Source organism: Plantactinospora mayteni (assembly GCF_016862935.1).
GTDB lineage: Bacteria > Actinomycetota > Actinomycetes > Mycobacteriales > Micromonosporaceae > Plantactinospora > Plantactinospora mayteni.
The window spans coordinates 1-18,854 of sequence record NZ_BONX01000060.1 but is presented as its reverse complement, the minus strand read 5'-3'; the positions used below and the strand labels follow the sequence as shown (position 1 = coordinate 18,854).

General features: G+C 71.9%; 12 protein-coding genes. 8 read left to right on the top strand and 4 right to left on the bottom strand.

Features of this window, described 5'->3' with window-relative positions; genetic code table 11:
• Positions 1-417 precede the first annotated feature (417 nt).
• A complete protein-coding gene (locus tag Pma05_RS36960) occupies positions 418-1,818 on the bottom strand; it encodes an ROK family transcriptional regulator (protein ID WP_239313907.1) in 1,401 nt (466 codons plus the stop codon).
• 273 nt (positions 1,819-2,091) lie between these two features.
• Here Pma05_RS36960 and Pma05_RS36955 point away from each other — a divergent pair, with 273 nt between their 5' ends.
• The 5 genes from Pma05_RS36955 to Pma05_RS36935 all read left to right on the top strand — a co-directional run bounded on the left by Pma05_RS36955 (position 2,092) and on the right by Pma05_RS36935 (position 8,013).
• Positions 2,092-3,771 carry an extracellular solute-binding protein gene (locus Pma05_RS36955; RefSeq protein WP_203862173.1) on the top strand — a complete coding sequence of 560 codons (1,680 nt, stop codon included), beginning with the start codon at positions 2,092-2,094 and terminating at the stop codon, positions 3,769-3,771.
• The gene (locus Pma05_RS36950) at positions 3,768-4,949 is read left to right on the top strand and encodes an ABC transporter permease (RefSeq protein WP_239313905.1); all 1,182 of its coding nucleotides are present in this window, start codon (positions 3,768-3,770) and stop codon (positions 4,947-4,949) included. Before Pma05_RS36955 ends, Pma05_RS36950 begins: the two co-directional genes overlap by 4 nt.
• 2 nt (positions 4,950-4,951) lie before the next feature.
• Positions 4,952-5,881: a carbohydrate ABC transporter permease gene (locus Pma05_RS36945; protein WP_239313903.1), complete on the top strand. Its 930-nt coding sequence runs from the start codon at positions 4,952-4,954 to the stop codon at positions 5,879-5,881.
• 95 nt (positions 5,882-5,976) lie between these two features.
• Positions 5,977-6,465 carry a MarR family winged helix-turn-helix transcriptional regulator gene (locus Pma05_RS36940; protein WP_203862171.1) on the top strand — a complete coding sequence of 163 codons (489 nt, stop codon included), beginning with the start codon at positions 5,977-5,979 and terminating at the stop codon, positions 6,463-6,465.
• Positions 6,466-6,540: 75 nt separating this feature from the next.
• Positions 6,541-8,013, top strand: coding sequence for a DHA2 family efflux MFS transporter permease subunit (locus tag Pma05_RS36935; protein ID WP_239313901.1), 1,473 nt, complete (start codon positions 6,541-6,543; stop codon positions 8,011-8,013).
• Positions 8,014-8,122: 109 nt separating this feature from the next.
• Here the strand turns inward: Pma05_RS36935 and Pma05_RS36930 are convergent, their stop codons facing one another.
• A complete protein-coding gene (locus Pma05_RS36930) occupies positions 8,123-10,468 on the bottom strand; it encodes a TIM-barrel domain-containing protein (protein WP_203862170.1) in 2,346 nt (781 codons plus the stop codon).
• A gap of 340 nt (positions 10,469-10,808) precedes the next feature.
• Here Pma05_RS36930 and Pma05_RS36925 point away from each other — a divergent pair, with 340 nt between their 5' ends.
• Positions 10,809-12,854, top strand: a complete 2,046-nt coding sequence (locus Pma05_RS36925; RefSeq protein ID WP_203862169.1) for a beta-galactosidase — start codon at positions 10,809-10,811, stop codon at positions 12,852-12,854.
• Positions 12,855-12,973: 119 nt separating this feature from the next.
• Positions 12,974-13,441 carry a hypothetical protein gene (locus Pma05_RS36920; protein ID WP_203862168.1) on the top strand — a complete coding sequence of 156 codons (468 nt, stop codon included), beginning with the start codon at positions 12,974-12,976 and terminating at the stop codon, positions 13,439-13,441.
• Between the two features lie 60 nt (positions 13,442-13,501).
• On the opposite strand, the gene Pma05_RS36915 is transcribed toward Pma05_RS36920, so the two are convergent.
• The gene (locus tag Pma05_RS36915) at positions 13,502-14,704 is read right to left on the bottom strand and encodes a GNAT family N-acetyltransferase (protein ID WP_239313899.1); all 1,203 of its coding nucleotides are present in this window, start codon (positions 14,702-14,704) and stop codon (positions 13,502-13,504) included.
• Between the two features lie 288 nt (positions 14,705-14,992).
• Here Pma05_RS36915 and Pma05_RS36910 point away from each other — a divergent pair, with 288 nt between their 5' ends.
• Complete coding sequence (locus Pma05_RS36910; protein WP_203862167.1) at positions 14,993-17,263, top strand: rhamnogalacturonan lyase family protein; 2,271 nt, start codon at positions 14,993-14,995, stop codon at positions 17,261-17,263.
• A gap of 391 nt (positions 17,264-17,654) precedes the next feature.
• On the opposite strand, the gene Pma05_RS36905 is transcribed toward Pma05_RS36910, so the two are convergent.
• Positions 17,655-18,665 (bottom strand): LLM class flavin-dependent oxidoreductase, encoded by a 1,011-nt coding sequence (locus Pma05_RS36905; protein ID WP_203862166.1) that lies wholly within the window; start codon positions 18,663-18,665, stop codon positions 17,655-17,657.
• Positions 18,666-18,854: the final 189 nt, after the last annotated feature.

The window sequence follows — 18,854 nt, the reverse complement described above, 5'->3', positions numbered from 1 at the left end:
GATATCACCTTCCATGATCTTCGACTAGCGCTGCGGCGGTACAGACCGGGGTGGTGGCGAAAGTCGAAGCGCTTCGAAACCGGCGGGGACGGGATGGAGCGACGGGGGTGCGCGGCCGTCAGCCCGGGAAGCTCGAAGCGCTTCGACGGCCAGGGAAAAGATACTCCACCGTGGATAGCGGTTTCCCGCTGGTCACGAGGGAGCATTTCGAGGCTTCCACCAGCCGCCGTACCGGTCAAGGGGTTGCGCCGAACGGATTGGTGGGTATCGGTTTCCGCCGCTCCCGCCGGACCCGGCCGGCCAGCCCGTCGTGGCTGGTCGGGACGGCCTGGGTCAGCACGGTCCCGTCGACCCGCGGGTGTGGGGCGGCCTCGTGTGCCGCCGGTGGAGGCGGCCGACCCGTTGTGGTCCGACCGGTCAGCGCCGTACGGCGGGTTGCCGGGGCGCGTCGGTGGGCTGCGGCTCCGGCGGGCCGGACGCGGCCGGTTCGGCGCTCGCCTCCGGCTCGGTGTCGCCCGGGGTGGTGCTGGACCGGGTGGGTGTCTTCCGGGAGACCCGGGCGGACGGGCCGGGATCCCGGGCGGTGCGCCGATCCGGGTCGCGCAGCGGTAGCCGCCCCGCGTCGACGTTCTCCAGGGTCCGGGCCGCCCCGCCGGCCGCCGCCGCGCCGGTGCCGAGGGCCGAGGCGAGCAGCCGGACCCCGCCGGCCTCCGGAGCCAGCGTGCGGGCGTGCAGTTCGGCCTCGGCGGCGGGGAGCAGCCACGGTGCCAGCGTCGCGAAGTAACCGCCGAGCAGGACGACCTCGGGGTTGACCAGGTTCGCCAGCAGTGCGACGCCCCGGCCCAGGTGCCGGCCGATCTCGGCGAGCGCGTCGAGGGTGGGTCGGTCATCCCGGCGGGCCTTCGTCCGGATCCGGTCGACCTCGGGAGCGAAGTCGGTGACCGGGCCGTCCTCGGCCGCGTCCGGCAGCGCCTGGCGGATCAGCGCAGGGATGCCGGCCACCGCCTCCAGGCAGCCGCGCCGGCCGCAGGGACAGAGCGGACCGTCCGGAACGACGGGTACGTGCCCCAACTCGCCGGCGAACCCGCGCCCGCCACGCAGCAGCCGGCCGTCGGCCACCACGCCCGCGCCGAGCCCGGCGCCGCCGGTCAGGTGCACCAGGTTGGCGGTGCCGGCGTACGGGCCGTGCCGGTATTCGGCCAGCGCGGCGAGGTTGGCGTCGTTGTCCACCACCACCTCGTAGCCGGGCTCGCGCAGCGCGCGTCGCAGGTCGGCGCCGAGCGGGAGGTCGCGCCAGCCGAGTGTGGTGGCGAGCCGGACGGTGCCACTGGCGTCCACCAGGCCGGGGACCGCGACGGTGAGACCGAGCACTTCGCGGCCCTGGTTGCCGACCCGGTTGACGGCCCGGCCGGCGAGCGCCGCGATGGCGCTGACCGCCCGGCCGGGGGAGGCGGAGGAGCTGTCGAAGGCACGCCGCCAGGAGAGCAGCTCGGTGCCGGCGAGGTCGACGGCGACCACGGTCAGCTCGTCGATGCTCACCTCGATACCGATCGCCGCGTACGGGGCGCCGTCGACCACCAGCATGGTCGCGGGGCGGCCGATCCGGTTCTCGGCCAGGCCGGTCTCCCGGACCAGTCGCCGGTCGAGCAGTTCGGCGACCAGGCTGGAGACGGTCGCCTTGTTCAACCCGGTCGAGGCGGCGATGTCGGCGCGGGAGCAGGGCGCGTGCGCCCGGACGTAGCGCAGGACGACGGCGAGATTCGTGGCCCGTACGTCGGCGAGATCGGCCGGCTGTGGCCCGGTCTGCGTCGTGAACAAGATCAGCCCCGCTCCCCGCGTGTCGGTCTCCGGGCCCGGTGTCGCGCCGGTTGCCGACGATGCGCCATCATGCCGCACCGCCACGCGCCGGGCCACACTCGCCCGTCGCGCCATGATTCCGGTGTCTTGTGGCACCGGTCACCGTCGATTACTTTTGTTTAGTCAACCGACTAACTAACTCTACCCCATACCCACCCAGCAACCGAACGGGTTCGTCCCCCGCCTGCGGCGCGGGTCGCCGACCCGGGCGGCGATAACGAAGGGAGCGCCCCCGTGGAACGATCCGGCCCGGGCAGCGCCACCAACCGTCGGAACTTCCTGGGCCTGGTGGGCCTCGGTACCGCGGCGACTGTCGGCAGTGGCCTGCTCGCCGGCTGCGGCGGCGAGGTGGCCTCCACCAGCGACGCGCAGAACCTGGACAAGCTCGCCGGCCTGCTGCCCAACCAGAAGGACCTGCCGCCCGGCATCCCCAAGCCGAGCATCGTCGGCACCCGTCCGGTGCCGGACGGCTACACCGAGTTCCCGAGCACCCTGGTCGACGCCATCGCCGACAAACCCGGCAGCAGCGGCCAGCGGATCAACGCGATGACCCCGGCCTGGGGGCCGGCGCCGCCCGGGCTCGGCCAGAGCCAGTACCTCGCGGCGGTGAACGCGGAGCTGGGCGTCGAGGTCAACTTCAGCGTCCAGGACGGCAACACGTACGCGGACAAGCTCAACGCCATGCTCGGCGCCCGGGACGTGCCGGACCTGCTCTGCGTACCGGAGTGGGAGGTCTCCAAGCTGCCCCGGTTCGCCGACGCGACCGCCGCGCTCTTCGAGGACCTCACCGACGTTCTCAAGGGCGCCGGGATCGACCCGTACCCGATGCTGGCCACCTTCCCGGCCGGGGCCTGGCGGAACGCGTTCTGGAACGAGCGGCTGATGGCGGTGCCCAACCCGAAGGACGGGCCGTTCCCGTGGGCGCTCTTCTATCGCAAGGATCTGCTCGACACGGCCGGGCTCGGCTATCCGAAGACGATCGACGAACTCTTCGAGGTCGGCAAGAAGGTGACCGACCCCGGCAAGGGAGTCTGGGCGTTCGACGACATCTTCGCGATGGTCCAGATGTTCCACAAGGTGCCGGGCACCGACGACGGTTGGCGGCTGAAGCCGGACGGCACGCCGGAGTTCAAGTACGAGACGCCGGAATACAAGCAGTCCGTCGAGTTCATGGCCAAGGTCTACCAGGCCGGTCTGGTCCACCCGGACCTGGTGGCCAGCAAGGGGGCCGACTCCAAGCAGCTCCTCGCGGGCGGCAAGATCCTCTTCAAGCAGGACGGCCCCGGCGCCTGGCAGGTGATGCAGGCCGAGCAGCAGCGGATCACCCCCGGCTTCAACATCCAGCCCGTACCGATCTTCTCGGCCACCGGCGGCGATCCGCTGGTCTGGGGCGACGACAACCCGATCTCGTACACCTTCATCAAGAAGGGGCTGGGCAAGGCCCGGGTGGAGGAGCTGCTGCGGGTGATCAACTGGTGCTCGGCGCCGTTCGGCACCCAGGAGTTCAACCTGCGCGAGTTCGGGGTGGAGGGCAAGCACCACAACCGGTCCGCCACCGGCCCGGTCAAGACCGACCTCGGCTTCAAGGAGATCCAGAACCAGTACTTCTTCATCAGCGGGCGCAGCCCGGTGGTGCAGCCCTTCCCGCAGACCCCGAACTATGTCCGGGACATGCTCAACTACTCCAACGAGATGGTGAAGCACCTGGAGAAGGACCCGTGGACGGGACTGAAGCTGGAGATGCCGGCCCGGTTCAAGGCGAGCCTCGTCCCGACCGACGACAAGGTGACCGACCTGCTGCGCGGCCGACGGCCGATCGGCGACCTCGACACGATCATCGCCGAGTGGCGCAACGGCGGTGGTGACGAGGCCCGCGAGTTCCGCGCCAAGGCGCTGGCCGACGCCGGACGATGAGTACCCGCGAAACGGCCCGGGCGGGTGGCACCGGTGAGGACCGGAGCCACCCGCCCGGCGCGGTGAGCCCGCAGGCCGGCGAGCCGGACGCGCTCGTCGACCCCACCGTCGCGCCGGCCGGGTCCGGCGAGGGTCTCCGGAGCGTGCCGGGGCAACCCCGGAACGGCCGTCTGCCGGCCGAGCCCGTCCCCGGCGGTCCGGGGCGCGGGCCGGTGCGGCACGGGCGGGTCCGGAGGCGGCGTCGCCACCGGCCGCCGCTGCGGGCCCGGCTGCGCCGGGACTGGCCGCTGCTGGTGATGGTCGCCCCGGCCGGCCTGTTGCTGCTGGTCTTCCACTACCTGCCGACGCTCGGCAACGTCGTCGCGTTCCAGGACTACAACCCGTACGCCGGGGACACCCCGCTACAGGCGTTCCTGAACAGTCCGTGGATCGGGACGACCCACTTCGAGACGCTCTTCGGCGACCCGGCGTTCTGGGACGCGCTGCGCAACACCCTGGCGATCACCGCGTTCCAGCTCGTCTTCTACTTCCCGCTGCCGATCATGCTGGCGATCATGCTGCACAACATCCTCTCCCCGAGGCTGCGCGGCTTCGTGCAGACCGTTGTCTATCTGCCGCACTTCTTCAGCTGGGTACTGGTGGTCACGTTCTTCGTGCAGATGTTCGGCGGAGCGGGGCTGCTCGCCCAGGAGATGCGCGACGTCGGGCTCGAACCCTGGAACATCATGTCCAACCCGGACACCTTCATCGTGCTGGTCACCGCCGAGACGGTGTGGAAGGACGTCGGGTGGGGCACCATCGTCTTCCTCGCCGCGCTCTCCACCATCGACCCGCACCTCTACGAGGCGTCCGCGGTCGACGGGGCGGGTCGGTGGAAGCGGCTCTGGCACGTGACGCTGCCCGGGTTGCGGCCGGTGATCGTACTGCTGCTGATCCTGCGGCTCGGTGACGCGCTCTCGGTCGGCTTCGAGCAGTTCATGCTGCAACGCGACGCGGTGGGGCGGCAGGCCGCCGAGGTGCTGGACACCTTCGTCTACTTCAACTCCATCACCACCGGCAACTACGGCTACGGTGCGGCGGCCGGGCTGTTCAAGGCCGTGGTCGGGCTGGTGCTGATCCTGGCGGCCAACCGGTTCGCCCACGCCCTCGGCGAGCGAGGAGTGTACTCGCGGTCATGACTATGACAGATCCTCTGCGGACCGCTCCGCCACACCGGCGCCGGGGGCGGAGCCGGCGACCGGCCTGGGAGGAGAAGCCGAGCGCGGTCGGTCAGGTCTTCCGGGGCGGCGTACTCACCGGTGTGGTGCTGGCGGTGCTGGTCCCGCTCTGGGTGGTGCTGGTGACGAGCCTGGCGTCCCGGGAGACGATCAACGAGGCGGGCGGGCTGGTCATGGTGCCGAGGGAGATCGACTTCTCGGCGTACCGGGCGATCTTCTCGGGTGGGCTGGTCACCCAGGCGCTCTGGATCAGCACCCTGGTCACCCTGGCCGGTACGGCGGTGAGCCTGGTGCTGACCGTGCTGGCCGCGTACGGGCTGTCCCGGCCCGGTTCGGTCGGGCACCGGGGGCTGCTCTTCTACTTCCTGCTGACGTTCCTGATCTATCCCGGCATGGTGCCGAGCTATCTGGTGGTCACCGGGCTCGGGCTGAAGGACCAGATCTGGGCGCTGGTACTGCCCACCGCGATCAGCGTCTTCAACCTGGTGGTGGTGCGGGCGTTCTTCCAGAACATCCCGGCGGAGCTGCTGGACAGCGCCCGGATCGACGGCGCCGGCGAGTTCCGGATCCTGGCCCGGATCGTGCTGCCGCTCTCCCGGGCGGTGATCGCGGTGGTCGGGCTCTTCTACGCGGTCGGCTACTGGAACGTCTGGTTCAACGCCCTGCTCTACATCGACGACAACTCGAAGTTCCCGATCCAGCGGGTGTTGCAGAGTTTCATCCTGGCCGGCCAGTCGCCGAACAACGCCGGCACGCTCGGCGTCTCGATGCCGCCGACGCTGGCCATCAAGATGGCGGTGGTGGTGGTCACGGTCTCGCCGATCGTCCTGGTCTATCCGTTCGTGCAGCGGCACTTCGTCAAGGGTGTGATCATCGGCGCGGTGAAGGGCTGACCGCCGGGCCGAGCCGGGGAGCGACCGGCCCCGAGCGCCCGAATACTACCGGTAGTAGATAATCCGTAACGGATCGGATTGGTATGCTGGTCGGCATGACCGCCATGGCGCCGACCCGTACCGTCCCGGACGTCTCCTTCCTGCTGGACCGCACCAGCCACGTGCTGCGTACCCGGATCGCGGCGGCGCTGGCCGAGATCGGCCTGACCGCCCGGATGCACTGCGTGTTGGTGCATGCCGTGGGGGAGGAGCGGACCCAGGCCCAGCTCGCCGAGATCGGTGACATGGACAAGACCACCATGGTGGTCACGGTCGACGCGCTGGAGGCGGCCGGTCTGGCACAGCGGCGGCCGTCCAGCACGGACCGGCGGGCCAGGATCATCGCGGTCACCGCCGAGGGGGCCCGGGTGGCCGGGCAGAGCCAGGCGATCGTCGACCGGGTACACGCGGAGGTGCTGGCGACGCTCGGCGAGCGGGACCGGGGGATCTTCCTGCGGGTGATGGAGGGCCTGGCCACCGGTCACCTGGCCGAGTCGGTCGAGACTCCTGGGCCGGTACGCCGGGCCCGTCAGCGCGAGAGCTAGATCCCAAACAGATAGTCTGCAACGGAACTATCTGCTACGGTCCCTCCTGTCGGTGTTACCTGACAGGAGGACAGCGTGTCCGAGACTTCCGCTCCCCGTACCCCCACGGTCACCGCCCCGGCGCCGGCCGAGCCGCCGGCCACCGGCGGCCCCGAGTCCCGGCGGCGGTGGCTCGCCCTCGGAGTGATCGCCTCGGGGACGTTGATGACCATCCTCGACGGCAGCATCGTGACCGTGGCGATGCCGGCCATCCAGCGGGACCTGGGTTTCTCCGCCGCCGGCCTGAGCTGGGTGGTCAACGCCTACCTGCTCGCCTTCGGCAGCCTGCTGCTGCTCGCCGGCCGGCTCGGTGACCTGTTCGGCCGCAAGCGGATGTTCCTGGCCGGCACGGCCCTCTTCACCGGCGCGTCGGTGCTGGCCGGGGTGGCCGGCTCTCCGGGGGTGCTGATCGCCGCCCGCTTCCTCCAGGGCGTCGGTAGCGCGGCGGCGACCGCGGTCGCCCTGGGCATCCTGGTGACGCTCTTCGTCGCACCCGGGGAGCGGGCCCGGGCCATCGCGGTGTTCAGCTTCACCGGCGCCGCCGGCGCCTCGCTCGGCTCGGTGCTCGGCGGGGTACTCACCGACCTGCTCAGTTGGCAGTGGATCTTCTTCATCAACCTGCCGATCGGGCTGGCGGCGCTGGCGATCGCCCGGCCCGTACTGCCGGCGGACCGGGGACTCGGCCGGGCGGCCGGGGCCGACGTCCTCGGCGCGCTGCTGGTCACCGCCGGGCTGGGGCTGGGCCTGCACACCGTGGTCAGCGTCGAGTCGCGCGGCTGGACCTCGCCGGCCACCCTGGGCTTCGGCGGGCTCGCCGTACTGCTGCTGGCCGCCTTCGTCGCCCGGCAGGCCACCACCGCCAGCCCGCTGATGCCGCTGCGGATCCTCCGGTCCCGTAACGTCGCCGGAGCCAACCTGGTGCAGGTGCTGATGGTCGCGGCGTGCTTCGCGTTCCAGGTACTGGTCGCGCTCTACCTCCAGCAGGTACTCGGCTACGGCGCCGCCGGGACGGGGCTGGCGATGCTGCCGGCGGCGGTCACCATCGGCGTGGTGTCGCTCGGCGTCTCGGCCCGGCTCAACGCCCGGTTCGGCGAGCGGAAGATGCTGCTGGCCGGGCTGGTACTGCTGGTCGGGGTGCTCGGGCTGCTGGCCCGGGTCCCGGTGCGGGCCGACTATCTCACCGACCTGCTGCCGGTGATGCTGCTGACCGCCGGCTTCGGCCTCGCCCTGCCGGCGCTGACCAGCCTCGGCATGTCCGGCGCGCGGGCCGACGACGCCGGGCTCGCCTCCGGGCTGTTCAACACCACCCAGCAACTCGGGATGGCGGTCGGGGTCGCGGTGCTCGCCACGATCGCCGCCGGGCGTACCGAAGGACTGCTGGCGGCCGGCGCGAGCCAGCCGGCCGCGCTGACCGGCGGATTCCGGCTGGCCTTCGCGGTCGCCGCCGGGCTGCTGGTCGCCGCCTTCGCCGTCGCGTCCACGGTGCTGCGCCAGCCCGCCCGGCGCTGACCCCGGCAGTCACCCTGCGCACGTTCGGGTCGTCGCCGCGCTGGGCCGGCACCGGCGGTCACCTGAAGGGGGACGGGGCGCCCCCCACCTGGGCACCCCGCCCCGACCTTCAACCCCGCACGGTGGGTAGTCCGTCCAGCGGCACCGCGCTCGTCGCGGTGCCGCCCAGCAGTAGCCGTCCGGGCAGCCGGGCACCGTCGACCGGGGCGAGGGCGACGCCGCTGACCCGGAGCGGTCCGTCGGCCTCCACCCGGAACTCGTCGCCCGACCGGCTGGCCCGGATCGTGGTGTCGCCGTCGATGTCGTGCACCACCGTGCTGGCGTCGGTGGCCCCGAAGCTCAGCACGGTGACGTCGGAGAACGCTCCGTCGTCGACCCGGTCGGCCGGCGGCATCACCGGGATCAGCGCGCCGTACCGGACGAAGAGCGGGATCTGCCCCAACGGCCGGTGCACCCGCAGGTGCCGGCCACCGGCGTGCACCTCACCGGACCAGAAGTCGACCCAGTCGCCGGCCGGCAGATAGAGGTGCCGCCGGTTCTCCGGGTTGGTCATCGGCGCCACCAGCAGGTCCGGGCCGAACCGGTATTCCAGCTCCGCCGTCCAGGCCGCCGGGTCGTCGGGGGAGTCCACCAGCAGAGCCCGCATCATCGGCGCACCGGTCCGGGCCGCCGTCACCGCCGCCGAGTAGAGGTACGGCATCAGCCGGTAGCGCAGCCGCAGCGCCTCGACCACGAGCCGCTCGGCCTCGGCCGGGAAGTCCCAGGGCAGCCGGCTGGTGGTGCCGTGGAACCGGACCAGCGGGGAGAACGCCCCGAACTGCGCCCAGCGTACGTAGAGGTCCGGCGTTGGCGTGCCGTGGAATCCGCCGCTGTCGTGGCTCCAGAACGGCACCCCGGAGAGTCCGTGGCTCAGCCCGCCGCGCAGCGTACTGGCCAGTGCCGGGTACGTCGCGTTCACGTCACCGCTCCACTGTGCCGCGTGCCGCTGCCCACCCAGGTACGACGACCGGGCCCAGACCGTGCCGTGCCCGGCCACCTCGCGGGTGACCTTCGAGACGACGTCGTTGAAGAGCAGCGCGTAGACGTTGTGCAGCTCGACGCCGGTCATCCCGTTCTGCGCCACCGCGTCCGCCGGCACCCCCTCGGCGAAGTCGGTCTTGAAGACGGCGACGCCCTGCTCCAGCAGCGGCCGGAGCAGCCCGGTGAACCAGTCGACCGCGGCCGGGTTGGTGAAGTCCACGATCCCGCCGGCCGGATGGCTGCCGTGCCAGGTGTCCGCGACGTAGACCGAGCCGTCGGAGCGGCGCAGGAAGTAGCCGGCCTCGGCCGCCTCGGCGTGCAGCGGGCTGCCGGTCATCACGTACGGGTTCATCCAGAGGCTGACCTTGAAGCCCTGTCCGGCCAGCTCCGCCAGCATGCCGGCCGGGTCGGGGAACTGCTCGGCGTCCCAGCGCAGGTCCGACCAGGCCCCGGCGACCTGCCAGTAGCAGTCCAGGTGCAGCACGTCGCAGGGGATGCCGCGCTCGCGGATCCGCCGCGCCCGCTCCAGCACCCGCTGTTGGCTGTCCCGGAAGAAGCCGGAGGAGATCCAGGCGCCGAACGCCCACTTCGGTGGCAGCGCCGGCCGGCTGGTCAGCCGGTCGTACCGGTCCAGGATCTGCCCCGGGGTCGGGCCGGCGATCACGTAGTAGTCGATCAGGTCGTCCGGTACCAGGATCTGCACGCAGCTGTGCGTGGACTGGCACATGTCGAACTCGACCGGCATGCCGCTGTCGACCAGTACCCCGTAGCCCCGGTCGGAGAGGTAGAGCGGGATGTTCTTGTGCGAGCGGTCCGACTCGCTGCCGAAGGCGTCGAAGTTCCACATCAGGGCCCGCTGACCGCGCTTGTCCAGCGGGGTGAACTTCTCGCCGAGTCCGACGAACCGCTCGTCGCCGGGGGTCACGAAGCTCTCGTGGTAGGCCGCGACCGCGCCGTCGACCAGCGACCGGCCGAACGGCAGGCTACGCAGTCGACCGCTGATGTCCTGCTCGCCCCGGCTCTGGCTGACCAGCACCGCGCCGGTCGGGTCGACGAAGCGCAGGTGCCACGGGTCGAGGCTCAGCTCGGCGACGACCGCGCCGGCGTCGACGCGGACCCGGTCGCCGTCGACGCGTACCTCGGCGTGGTGCGGTTGGGGGTGCACCAGGGGCAGCGCGCGGCTGGCCCGGCCCCGGGCCAGGGGGTCCTCGCTGAGGCGTACCCGGATGACGCCCTCGGCGGCGGCGGTGATCCGGACCGCGAGCGAGCCGCCGTCCGAGGTGGCCGCCTTGAGGGTGACGCCCTGGTCGTCCGTGCCCAGCACCTCGGCCCGGGACAGCGCGGAGAGTCCGTGTTCGCCCGGGGCCCGAACAGGTAGGTCGGGCGGGTCGGCGACGAACGTCTCGTGCGGCACCAGGGGCGGGCGGTACGGCATGCGGTCTCCTCGGCTCCCAGGACGCGGGTCACGCGCACCGCCGACGGTGTCGGCCGGAACATGGACTCCCTTTAGTTTCTTTGGTAACCCAACAAACTGTCAACGGCGCGACGGCAGTCGATGAGTCCGGCCGGCCGCGCCAGCTCGGCCGTTCTGATCGAAACAGACTCACAGTCGTCGGTCCGAGTGGTCGAGACGAGGCCGTTGACAGGGGGATGCACCCCGCCTACTTTGGCGTGATCCCAAACAAAGGTCGGCGACGGCAGCGGCTCACGACGGCGACGGTCAACGGCGACGGTCAACGGCGACGGTTGCGGGATGCCGGGAGAGGCGGAGCGGGGTGCGCTGGCCGAAGGGTCTGCCCGGGCTCTGCTACGGCGGTGACTACAACCCGGAGCAGTGGCCGGCGGAGGTCTGGCCGACCGACGTCGAGTTGATGCGGCGGGCCCGGGTCAACCTGGTCACCGTCGGGGTCTTCGCCTGGTCCCGGCTGGAGCCGCAGCCCGGCCGGTACGACTTCGACTGGCTGGACCGGGTGCTCGACCTGCTGCACGACGGCGGCATCCGGGTGGCGCTGGCGACCCCGACCGCCTCCCCGCCACCGTGGTTTTCGCTGCGGCACCCGGACGCGCTGCCGGTCACCGCCGACGGGGTGCGGCTCAGCCACGGCAGCCGGGACACCTACTGCGCCAGCGCCCCGGCGTACCGGACGGCGGCCCGGGAGATCGCCGCCGCGCTCGCCGACCGCTACCGGGACCATCCGGCGCTGGCCCTCTGGCACGTGCACAACGAGTACGGCAGCACCTGCCACTGCGAGCATGTCGCCGTCGCGTTCCGGTCCTGGTTGCGGGCCCGCTACGGTGACCTCGACCGGCTGAACGAGGCGTGGACCGGCAGCTTCTGGAGCCAGCACTACTCGGGTTGGGAGCAGATCCGGCCGCCCCGGGCCACCCGGTACCTCGGCAACCCGAGCCAGCTACTCGACTTCCGCCGGTTCGTCTCCGACGAGCTGCTGGAGGCGTACGTCGAGCAGCGGGACCTGCTCCGGGCCGCCACCCCGGACGTACCGGTGACCACCAACTACGTCCTCGGCGGCTGGGTACCGGTGGACCACGCCCGGTGGTCCGCCGAGGTGGACCTGGTGGCGATCGACCACTACCCGGCGGAGGCCGGACCGGGCGCCGAGGAACAGACCGGGTTCGCCGCCGACCTGGCCCGGTCCTGGGCCAGGCACGGGCAGCGGACCGGACGGGCCGGCCGGACCGCCAGCGGAGCGACCAACCGGGACACGTCAGGCGGCCCGGCCTGGCTACTGATGGAGAGCGCGCCGAACCTGATCCTCACCCCCGGCCGGATGCACGCCAAGGAGCCGGGCCGGATGACCCGGCACAGCCTGGCCCACGTCGCCCGGGGCTCCCGGGGCGCGATGTTCTTCCAGTGGCGGGCCTCCCGGGGCGGTGCGGAGGTCTTCCACTCCGCACTGCTGCCGCACGCCGGCCCGGACAGCCGGGCGTTCCGCGAGGCGGTGTCGCTCGGCGCCCTGCTCGACCGACTCTCCGAAGTGGACGCCGGAACGGTACGGGCGTCGGTGGCGGTCGCCTGGGACGTGTCCAGTTGGTGGGCGATGCAGGCCACCGTGCTGCCCTCGGCACAGCTCGACTACCTCGCCGAGGTGTCGGCGGCACACCGCGCGTTGGGCCGGGCCGGCCACCCGGTCGACTTCGTCACCGACGGCGACGACCTTTTCGGGTACGCCCTGCTGGTGCTCCCGGCGCTCTACCTGGTCTCCGACCGGTACGCGTCGCGGATCCGCGACTACGTGGCGGCCGGCGGCCATCTGCTGGTCAGCTACTTCAGCGGGATCGCCGACGAACACGCCCGGGTCCGGGTCGGCGGCTATCCGGGAGCGCTGCGCGACCTGCTCGGAATCCGGGTGGAGGAGTTCCATCCGCTCGACCCGGCCACCCGACTACCCCTCTCGGACGGCAGCACCGGTCGACTCTGGGCCGAGACCGTACGCCTGACCGGCGCGACGCCGTCGGTCAGCTACCTCGGCGGGCTCCTCGACGGCCAGCCCGCGCTGACCCGGCACGGGTACGGCGACGGTGTGGCCTGGTATCTCTCCACCCGGCTCGACGACGACCCGTACCGCGACCTGCTGGCCCGGCTCGCGGAGACGGCCGGCGCGGCACCGACCTGTCCGGCGGCGCCGGCCGGGGTGGAGGCGGTACGCCGGTCCACCGCCGAGACGAGCTGGCTGTTCCTGCTCAACCACACCGACTCGCCGCAGGCCGTCCCGGTGTCCGGAGTGGACCTCCTCACCGGGGCACACGTCGACATCGTGCGGCTGCCGGCCGGTGGCTGTGCGGTGCTCCGGGAGGACTGACCGGCGGGCCGGTGGGACACGACGATCTCCAACCTGCGCTTTCGGGAGCCCGGGGGAGCCGGGCCGGTGCCCGGGTGACCCGGGGCACGCCCGTACGTCGGCTGTGCCAGTATGCACCGATGGCATATCCCTCGGTCCCACCGCCCGGCATGGCGCTCGCGGCCTATCCGCACCCGGTCCCACTGCCGGCGGGCTGGGGAGCCCTGATCCTCTCCGCCAACCGGGGGCCCTACATCGTGCCCGCCCCGAGCACCTGCAAGCTGAAGATCGACGGGCGCGAGGTCTCCGGCATGGCGGAGGGCACCTTCCACGTCGCGGTGCCGGCCGGGGAGCACGAGGTCAAGTACACCGACCTGTTCGGCATTCCGATGATCACGACCAGGGTGATGGTGCATCCGGGCACCGCCCAACAGGTGTCGTTCCGGTTCGGTGGCTGGCGAAACCGGGTCTACGACGGCCAGGGCACGGACATCACGAAGTTCGGCATGTGGTCGAACTACAGCATCATGCTGATCACCCTCGGCGTGGTCGGCGTGGTCTGCTGCGGCGGGCTGGTGCTGATCCCGATGCTCACGAGCGGGAGCTGACCGCACCCGCGCAGGCGCCCGCGCGGAGTGTGCACGCGGGGCGGTCAGAAGTAGGGGCGGTCAGAAGTAGTCGAGCAGTTCGGCCCGGTGGCCGGCGCCGAGCAGGTCGAGCGCACCCGGGTCGCTGCCCGCCGGGCAGTGCAGTAGCCCCGCCTCGGCGACCGCGTGGCCGTTGGCGGCGCCGGTGTAGAGCAGCGCGAAGCCGCGTACCGAGAGGTGGGTGGCCGGCTCGTGGGGGATCCGGTGCAGTTCGGCGGTGCCGCCGTCGACCTCCAGCCGCCAACTGCCGGAGTTCCACGGCGCCAGCTCGTCGGTGAGGGCGAAGTCGACCTTACCGCGTACGTGTGCCGGCCAGCCCCGGCTGCGTACCGCCCGGACGACGTCGACGGGTCGGTGCATCCAGAGCCGCTGCTCGTGCTGCCGAGCCTGCTCCAGCGGCAGGTGTGCGGCGACCGCGTCCGAGCCCAGCGGCCAGAGCCGGATGGTCGGCGTCACGCTCTGCCAGCTCGCCAGTACGCCGATCAGCTCCCGGGCCGCCTCGGGCGTGCTGGCCAGCGCCTCCTCGACGGTCAGTACGGCGTCCTGGTCGTAGCCGCGACCGCGCTGCCAGCTCGCGTACCCGACCAGTCGGCCGTCCTGCTCGACCAGGGTGAGCCCGTCCACCCCGTCCGGCAGTGCCGTCGGGGGCTGGTCCGGGTCGAAGGCCGCGCCCCGGCGGGTGAGCAGGCCGCAGCGGTGCCGGGCGATCCGCTCGTAGAGGTCGGTGGTCGCGTCGAGGTCGGCGGGACCGCCGGGCCGGACCGTCAACCCGGCTGCCGGCCGGTGCCGGGGCAGCGCCACGGTCGGCAGGTCGACGGCGCGCAGAGCGCCGGCCACCTCCCAGCCGGCCCGCCGGTACGGCCCGGTCACCGTCGGGTAGAGCGCGCTGATCGCGGCACCCCGGTCCCGGGCACCTGCGAGCAGTTCGCGGAGCAGCGCCAGGGCCACGCCCCGGCCCCGCGCCTCGGGTAGCACCGCGACCCCGGCGACGTCCGCCGCCGGCACCCGGCGGCCGGCCCACCACTGCTCGTGGTGCAGGTCGACCGCCTTGCCGACGAGTCGGCCGTCGGGGTCGAACGCGCCGTAGCCGGTGTGGCCCGGTCGGGGTTCCCGGGGCGGTGGTGCGGTGGACGGGGCGGAGCCGAACGCCAGCCGGCCCAACTCGTCGGCCGCGGCCAGGTCGTCGGGTTCGAGCTGCCGGATCAGGGTGGAGGTCGGTCGCACCGGCCGAGCGTAGCCACCGTCCCGGACCGTCACCATCGAGTTCGGCGCCGGGCTGAAACCTTTTAAACTGAGGGTCATCGATGTTGTGCTTGGGAAAGCGGTTGCCCTAGCATTCCAGGTGCGCAGGAAGCCGTACCCCCGTTGTCGGTTGCCGTTGAACTGTTCCGTTTCGGCCACCCTCCTGCGGTGCGGGTCCGGCCGACCCCGGGCAGGGTCGGCACGGCATCGCCAGCCCCGGTCGGGCTGTCGGGACCCGGTACCGCGCTCCCGTCCCCAACGGAGTTGATCATGCGCTTCTCACGACGTCGCCATACCCTGCTCGCCGCGACCGCAGCCGCCGCGCTGGCCGTGACCGGCACCTTCACGGTGGTCGCCTCGGCCGCCGCCGCCGGTTGCCGGGTCGACTACCAGGTGACCAACGAATGGCAGGGCGGCTTCGGCGCCAGCGTCAGCCTCACCAACCTCGGTGACCCGGTCACGAGTTGGAGCCTGACCTGGGCGTACGGCGCCGGCCAGCAGGTCACCCAGGCATGGAACGCCACCGTCAGCCAGAGCGGCAGCCAGGTGACGGCCAGCAACGTCAGCTACAACGGCACGCTTGCCACCAACGCCAGCGTCGCGTTCGGCTTCAACGGATCGTGGACCTCCGGCAACCCGGTCCCGACGAGTTTCGCGATGAACGGCACCACCTGCACCGGCTCGGTGGGCCCGACCGCGACCACGCCGGGCGGACCGCCGACCGGCACACCCCCGGCCACCACCGCGCCACCCACCCCACCGGTGACCACCTCGCCGCCGACCAACCCGCCGGCCGGGGCGAAGCAGGTCGAGAACCTCGACCGGGGCCTGGTCAGCGTCCGCTCCGGCAGCGCCAACCTGGTCTCCTGGCGGCTGCTCGGCACCGAGACCTCCGGGGTGTCGTTCAACCTCTACCGGGGCTCGACCCGGGTCAACTCGTCGCCGATCACCGGCGCCACCAACTACCTCGACTCGGGCGCCGCCGCCGGGTCGGCGTACACGGTGCGGGCGGTGGTGAACGGGACCGAACAGGCGGCCTCGGCGCCGGCTCTCCAGTTCGGCAGCGGCTATCTCGACGTACGGCTCCAGGTGCCGCCCGGCGGCACGACACCCTCGGGGGAGGCGTACACCTACGCGGCGAACGACGCCTCGGTCGGCGATCTGGACGGCGACGGCCGGTACGAGATCGTGCTCAAGTGGGATCCGAGCAACGCCAAGGACAACTCGCAGTCCGGCTACACCGGCAACGTCTACGTCGACGCGTACACCCTGACCGGGACCAGGCTGTGGCGGATCGACCTGGGTCGCAACATCCGGGCCGGCGCGCACTACACCCAGTTCCAGGTGTACGACTACGACGGCGACGGCCGCGCCGAGGTGGCGATGAAGACCGCCGACGGCAGCCGCTCCGGCACCGGCCAGTTGATCGGCTCCTCCTCGGCGGACCACCGCAACTCCAGCGGCTATGTGCTGGCCGGGCCGGAGTTCCTGACCATGTTCGACGGACGGACCGGAGCCGTGTTGTCCACAGTCGACTACGTACCGGCCCGGGGCACGGTCTCGTCCTGGGGCGACAACTACGGCAACCGGGTGGACCGGTTCCTCGCCGGTACGGCGTACCTGGACGGGCAGCGACCCTCGCTGATCATGGCGCGCGGCTACTACACCCGGAGCGTCGTCGTCGCCTGGGACTTCCGCAACGGCTCGCTGACCCGGCGCTGGACCTTCGACTCCAACTCGGCCGGCTCGCAGTACGCGGGCCAGGGCAACCACGCGCTGACCGTCGGCGACGTGGACGCCGACGGCCGGGACGAGATCCTGTACGGCGCCATGGCGATCGACGACAACGGCTCGGCACTGTGGAACACCGGGCACGGGCACGGCGACGCGGCCCACCTCGGCGACCTCGACCCGAGCCGGTCCGGACTGGAGTACTTCAAGGTCAGCGAGAACTCGTCCAGCCCGTCGTCCTGGTTCGCCAACGCGCGTACCGGGCAGATCTACTGGTCGACGGCGGCGGCCGGGGACAACGGCCGGGGCGTGGCCGGGGACATCTACGCCGGCAGTGCCGGGGCGGAGTCCTGGTCGGCGGCGGTCGACGGGCTGCGCAGCCCGAGCGGATCGAACATCGGGCGTAAGCCGTCGTCGATCAACTTCCTGGTCTGGTGGGACGGCGACCCGGTACGGGAACTGCTCGACCAGACCCGGATCGACAAGTACGGCACCGGCGGGGAGACCCGGCTGCTCACCGGCAGCGGGGTGGCGTCGAACAACGGCACCAAGGCCACCCCGGCGCTCTCGGCGGACATCCTCGGCGACTGGCGCGAGGAGGTGATCTGGCGGACCAGCGACAACAGCGCGCTGCGGATCTACAGCACCCCGACCCAGACCAGCACCCGGATACACACCCTGATGCACGACCCGATGTACCGGGTGGCGATCGCCTGGCAGAACACCGCCTACAACCAGCCGCCGCATCCGAGCTTCTTCATCGGCAACGGCATGTCCACCCCGCCGGCCCCGTCGATCTACCTGCGGTAGCCCCGATCAGGATCGGGAACGGCAGGATCGGGAAACGGCAGGATCGGGAAACCGTAAGGTCCGGAAACCGTAGGGTCCGGAAACGGCAGGATCGGGAACGACAGGGGGTCCCGGAAACGGCAGGATCCGGAAACGCGAAGCCGCACCGGCCCGCAGGGTCGCTCATCTCCCCGCGTGCCGGTGCGGCACACACCGCGACATCACGCGACCCGTCCCGATCGCGCTTGTCGAACCACCACCGGTAAGAACATTAGGCGGCTTCCGGTGCGCGCCGATGACAGCACGGTGAAGAGTGTGTTTCGCGACCTCCGGGTCGGCGTGACGCCGGTCACGACCACCGCCGCGACCGACGCCGCCACGGAGATCACGACCGACCCCGCCATGCCCACGGTCAGCCCTGCCTGCGGAGCCCGCCGGCGACCTTCTCCGCGATCAGCTCGTACGAGTGCACCCGGTCGGCGATGTCGTAGACCAGCGTGGTGATCATCAGCTCGTCGGCCTCGGTCCGGGCCACCAGGTCGGTGAGCTGCCGGCGTACCGTCTCCGGCGAGCCGAGCGCCTGCCCCTCCCGCCGTTCGCGCACGAACTGCCGCTCCAGCTCGGTGTACGGGTACGCCGCCGCCTCCTCCGGGGTGGCCAGCGGCGCCGGTCGGCCGGTACGCAGCCGCAGGAAGGAGAGCGAGGCCGGGCCGGAGAGCCACTCCGCCCGTTCGTCGTCCTCGGCGCAGACCGCGTTGACCGCCACCATCGCGTACGGCCGGTCCAGCCAGCGCGACGGGCGGAAGCTCTGCCGATAGAGAGCCAGCGCCGGCAGGGTGTTCGCCGCGCTGAAGTGGTGCGCGAAGGAGAACGGCAGACCGAGCAGCCCGGCGAGCCGGGCGCTGAACCCGCTGGAGCCGAGCAGCCAGATCGCCGGCCGGTCGCCCTGGCCCGGGGTGGCGGTGATCGGGCCCGGCCGCTCCCCGGTGAAGTAGTTGACCAGGTCGTCCAGCTCCTCCGGGAAGTTCTCGGCGGAGAGCCCTGCCATGGCGCGGCGCAGGGCCAGCGCGGTCGGCTGGTCGGTGCCGGGCGCCCGACCGATGCCCAGGTCGATCCGGCCCGGGTGCAGCGCCTCCAGCGTGCCGAACTGCTCGGCCACCACCAGCGGCGCGTGGTTGGGCAGCATCACCCCGCCGGACCCGACCCGGATGGTCGAGGTGGTCGCCGCCAGGTGCGCGATCAGCACGGCCGGGGCGGAGCTGGCAATCGCCGGCATGTTGTGGTGTTCGGCCACCCAGAACCGGTGATAGCCGAGTTCCTCGGTGCGCCGGGCGAGTTCGGTGGTGTGCCGCAGGGCCGCGCCGGCGGTGGTGCCGGCGGCGACCGGGGCGAGGTCAAGGACAGACAACGGTACGTCGATCACACGTGCGGCAACCGGCGACGAGCCCGATTTCTTCCGCGCGGGGCCCGCGCCGGCGATTTTCCCGCCGTCCCGGACAGGTCTTGTCCGCGCGGTCTGTCTCTTCGGGGCTGTCCGCGCGCTCTGTCCGCACGGGTCCGACCGCACGGTCTGTTCGCACGGGTCCGACCGCACGGTCCTGCCGCACGGTCC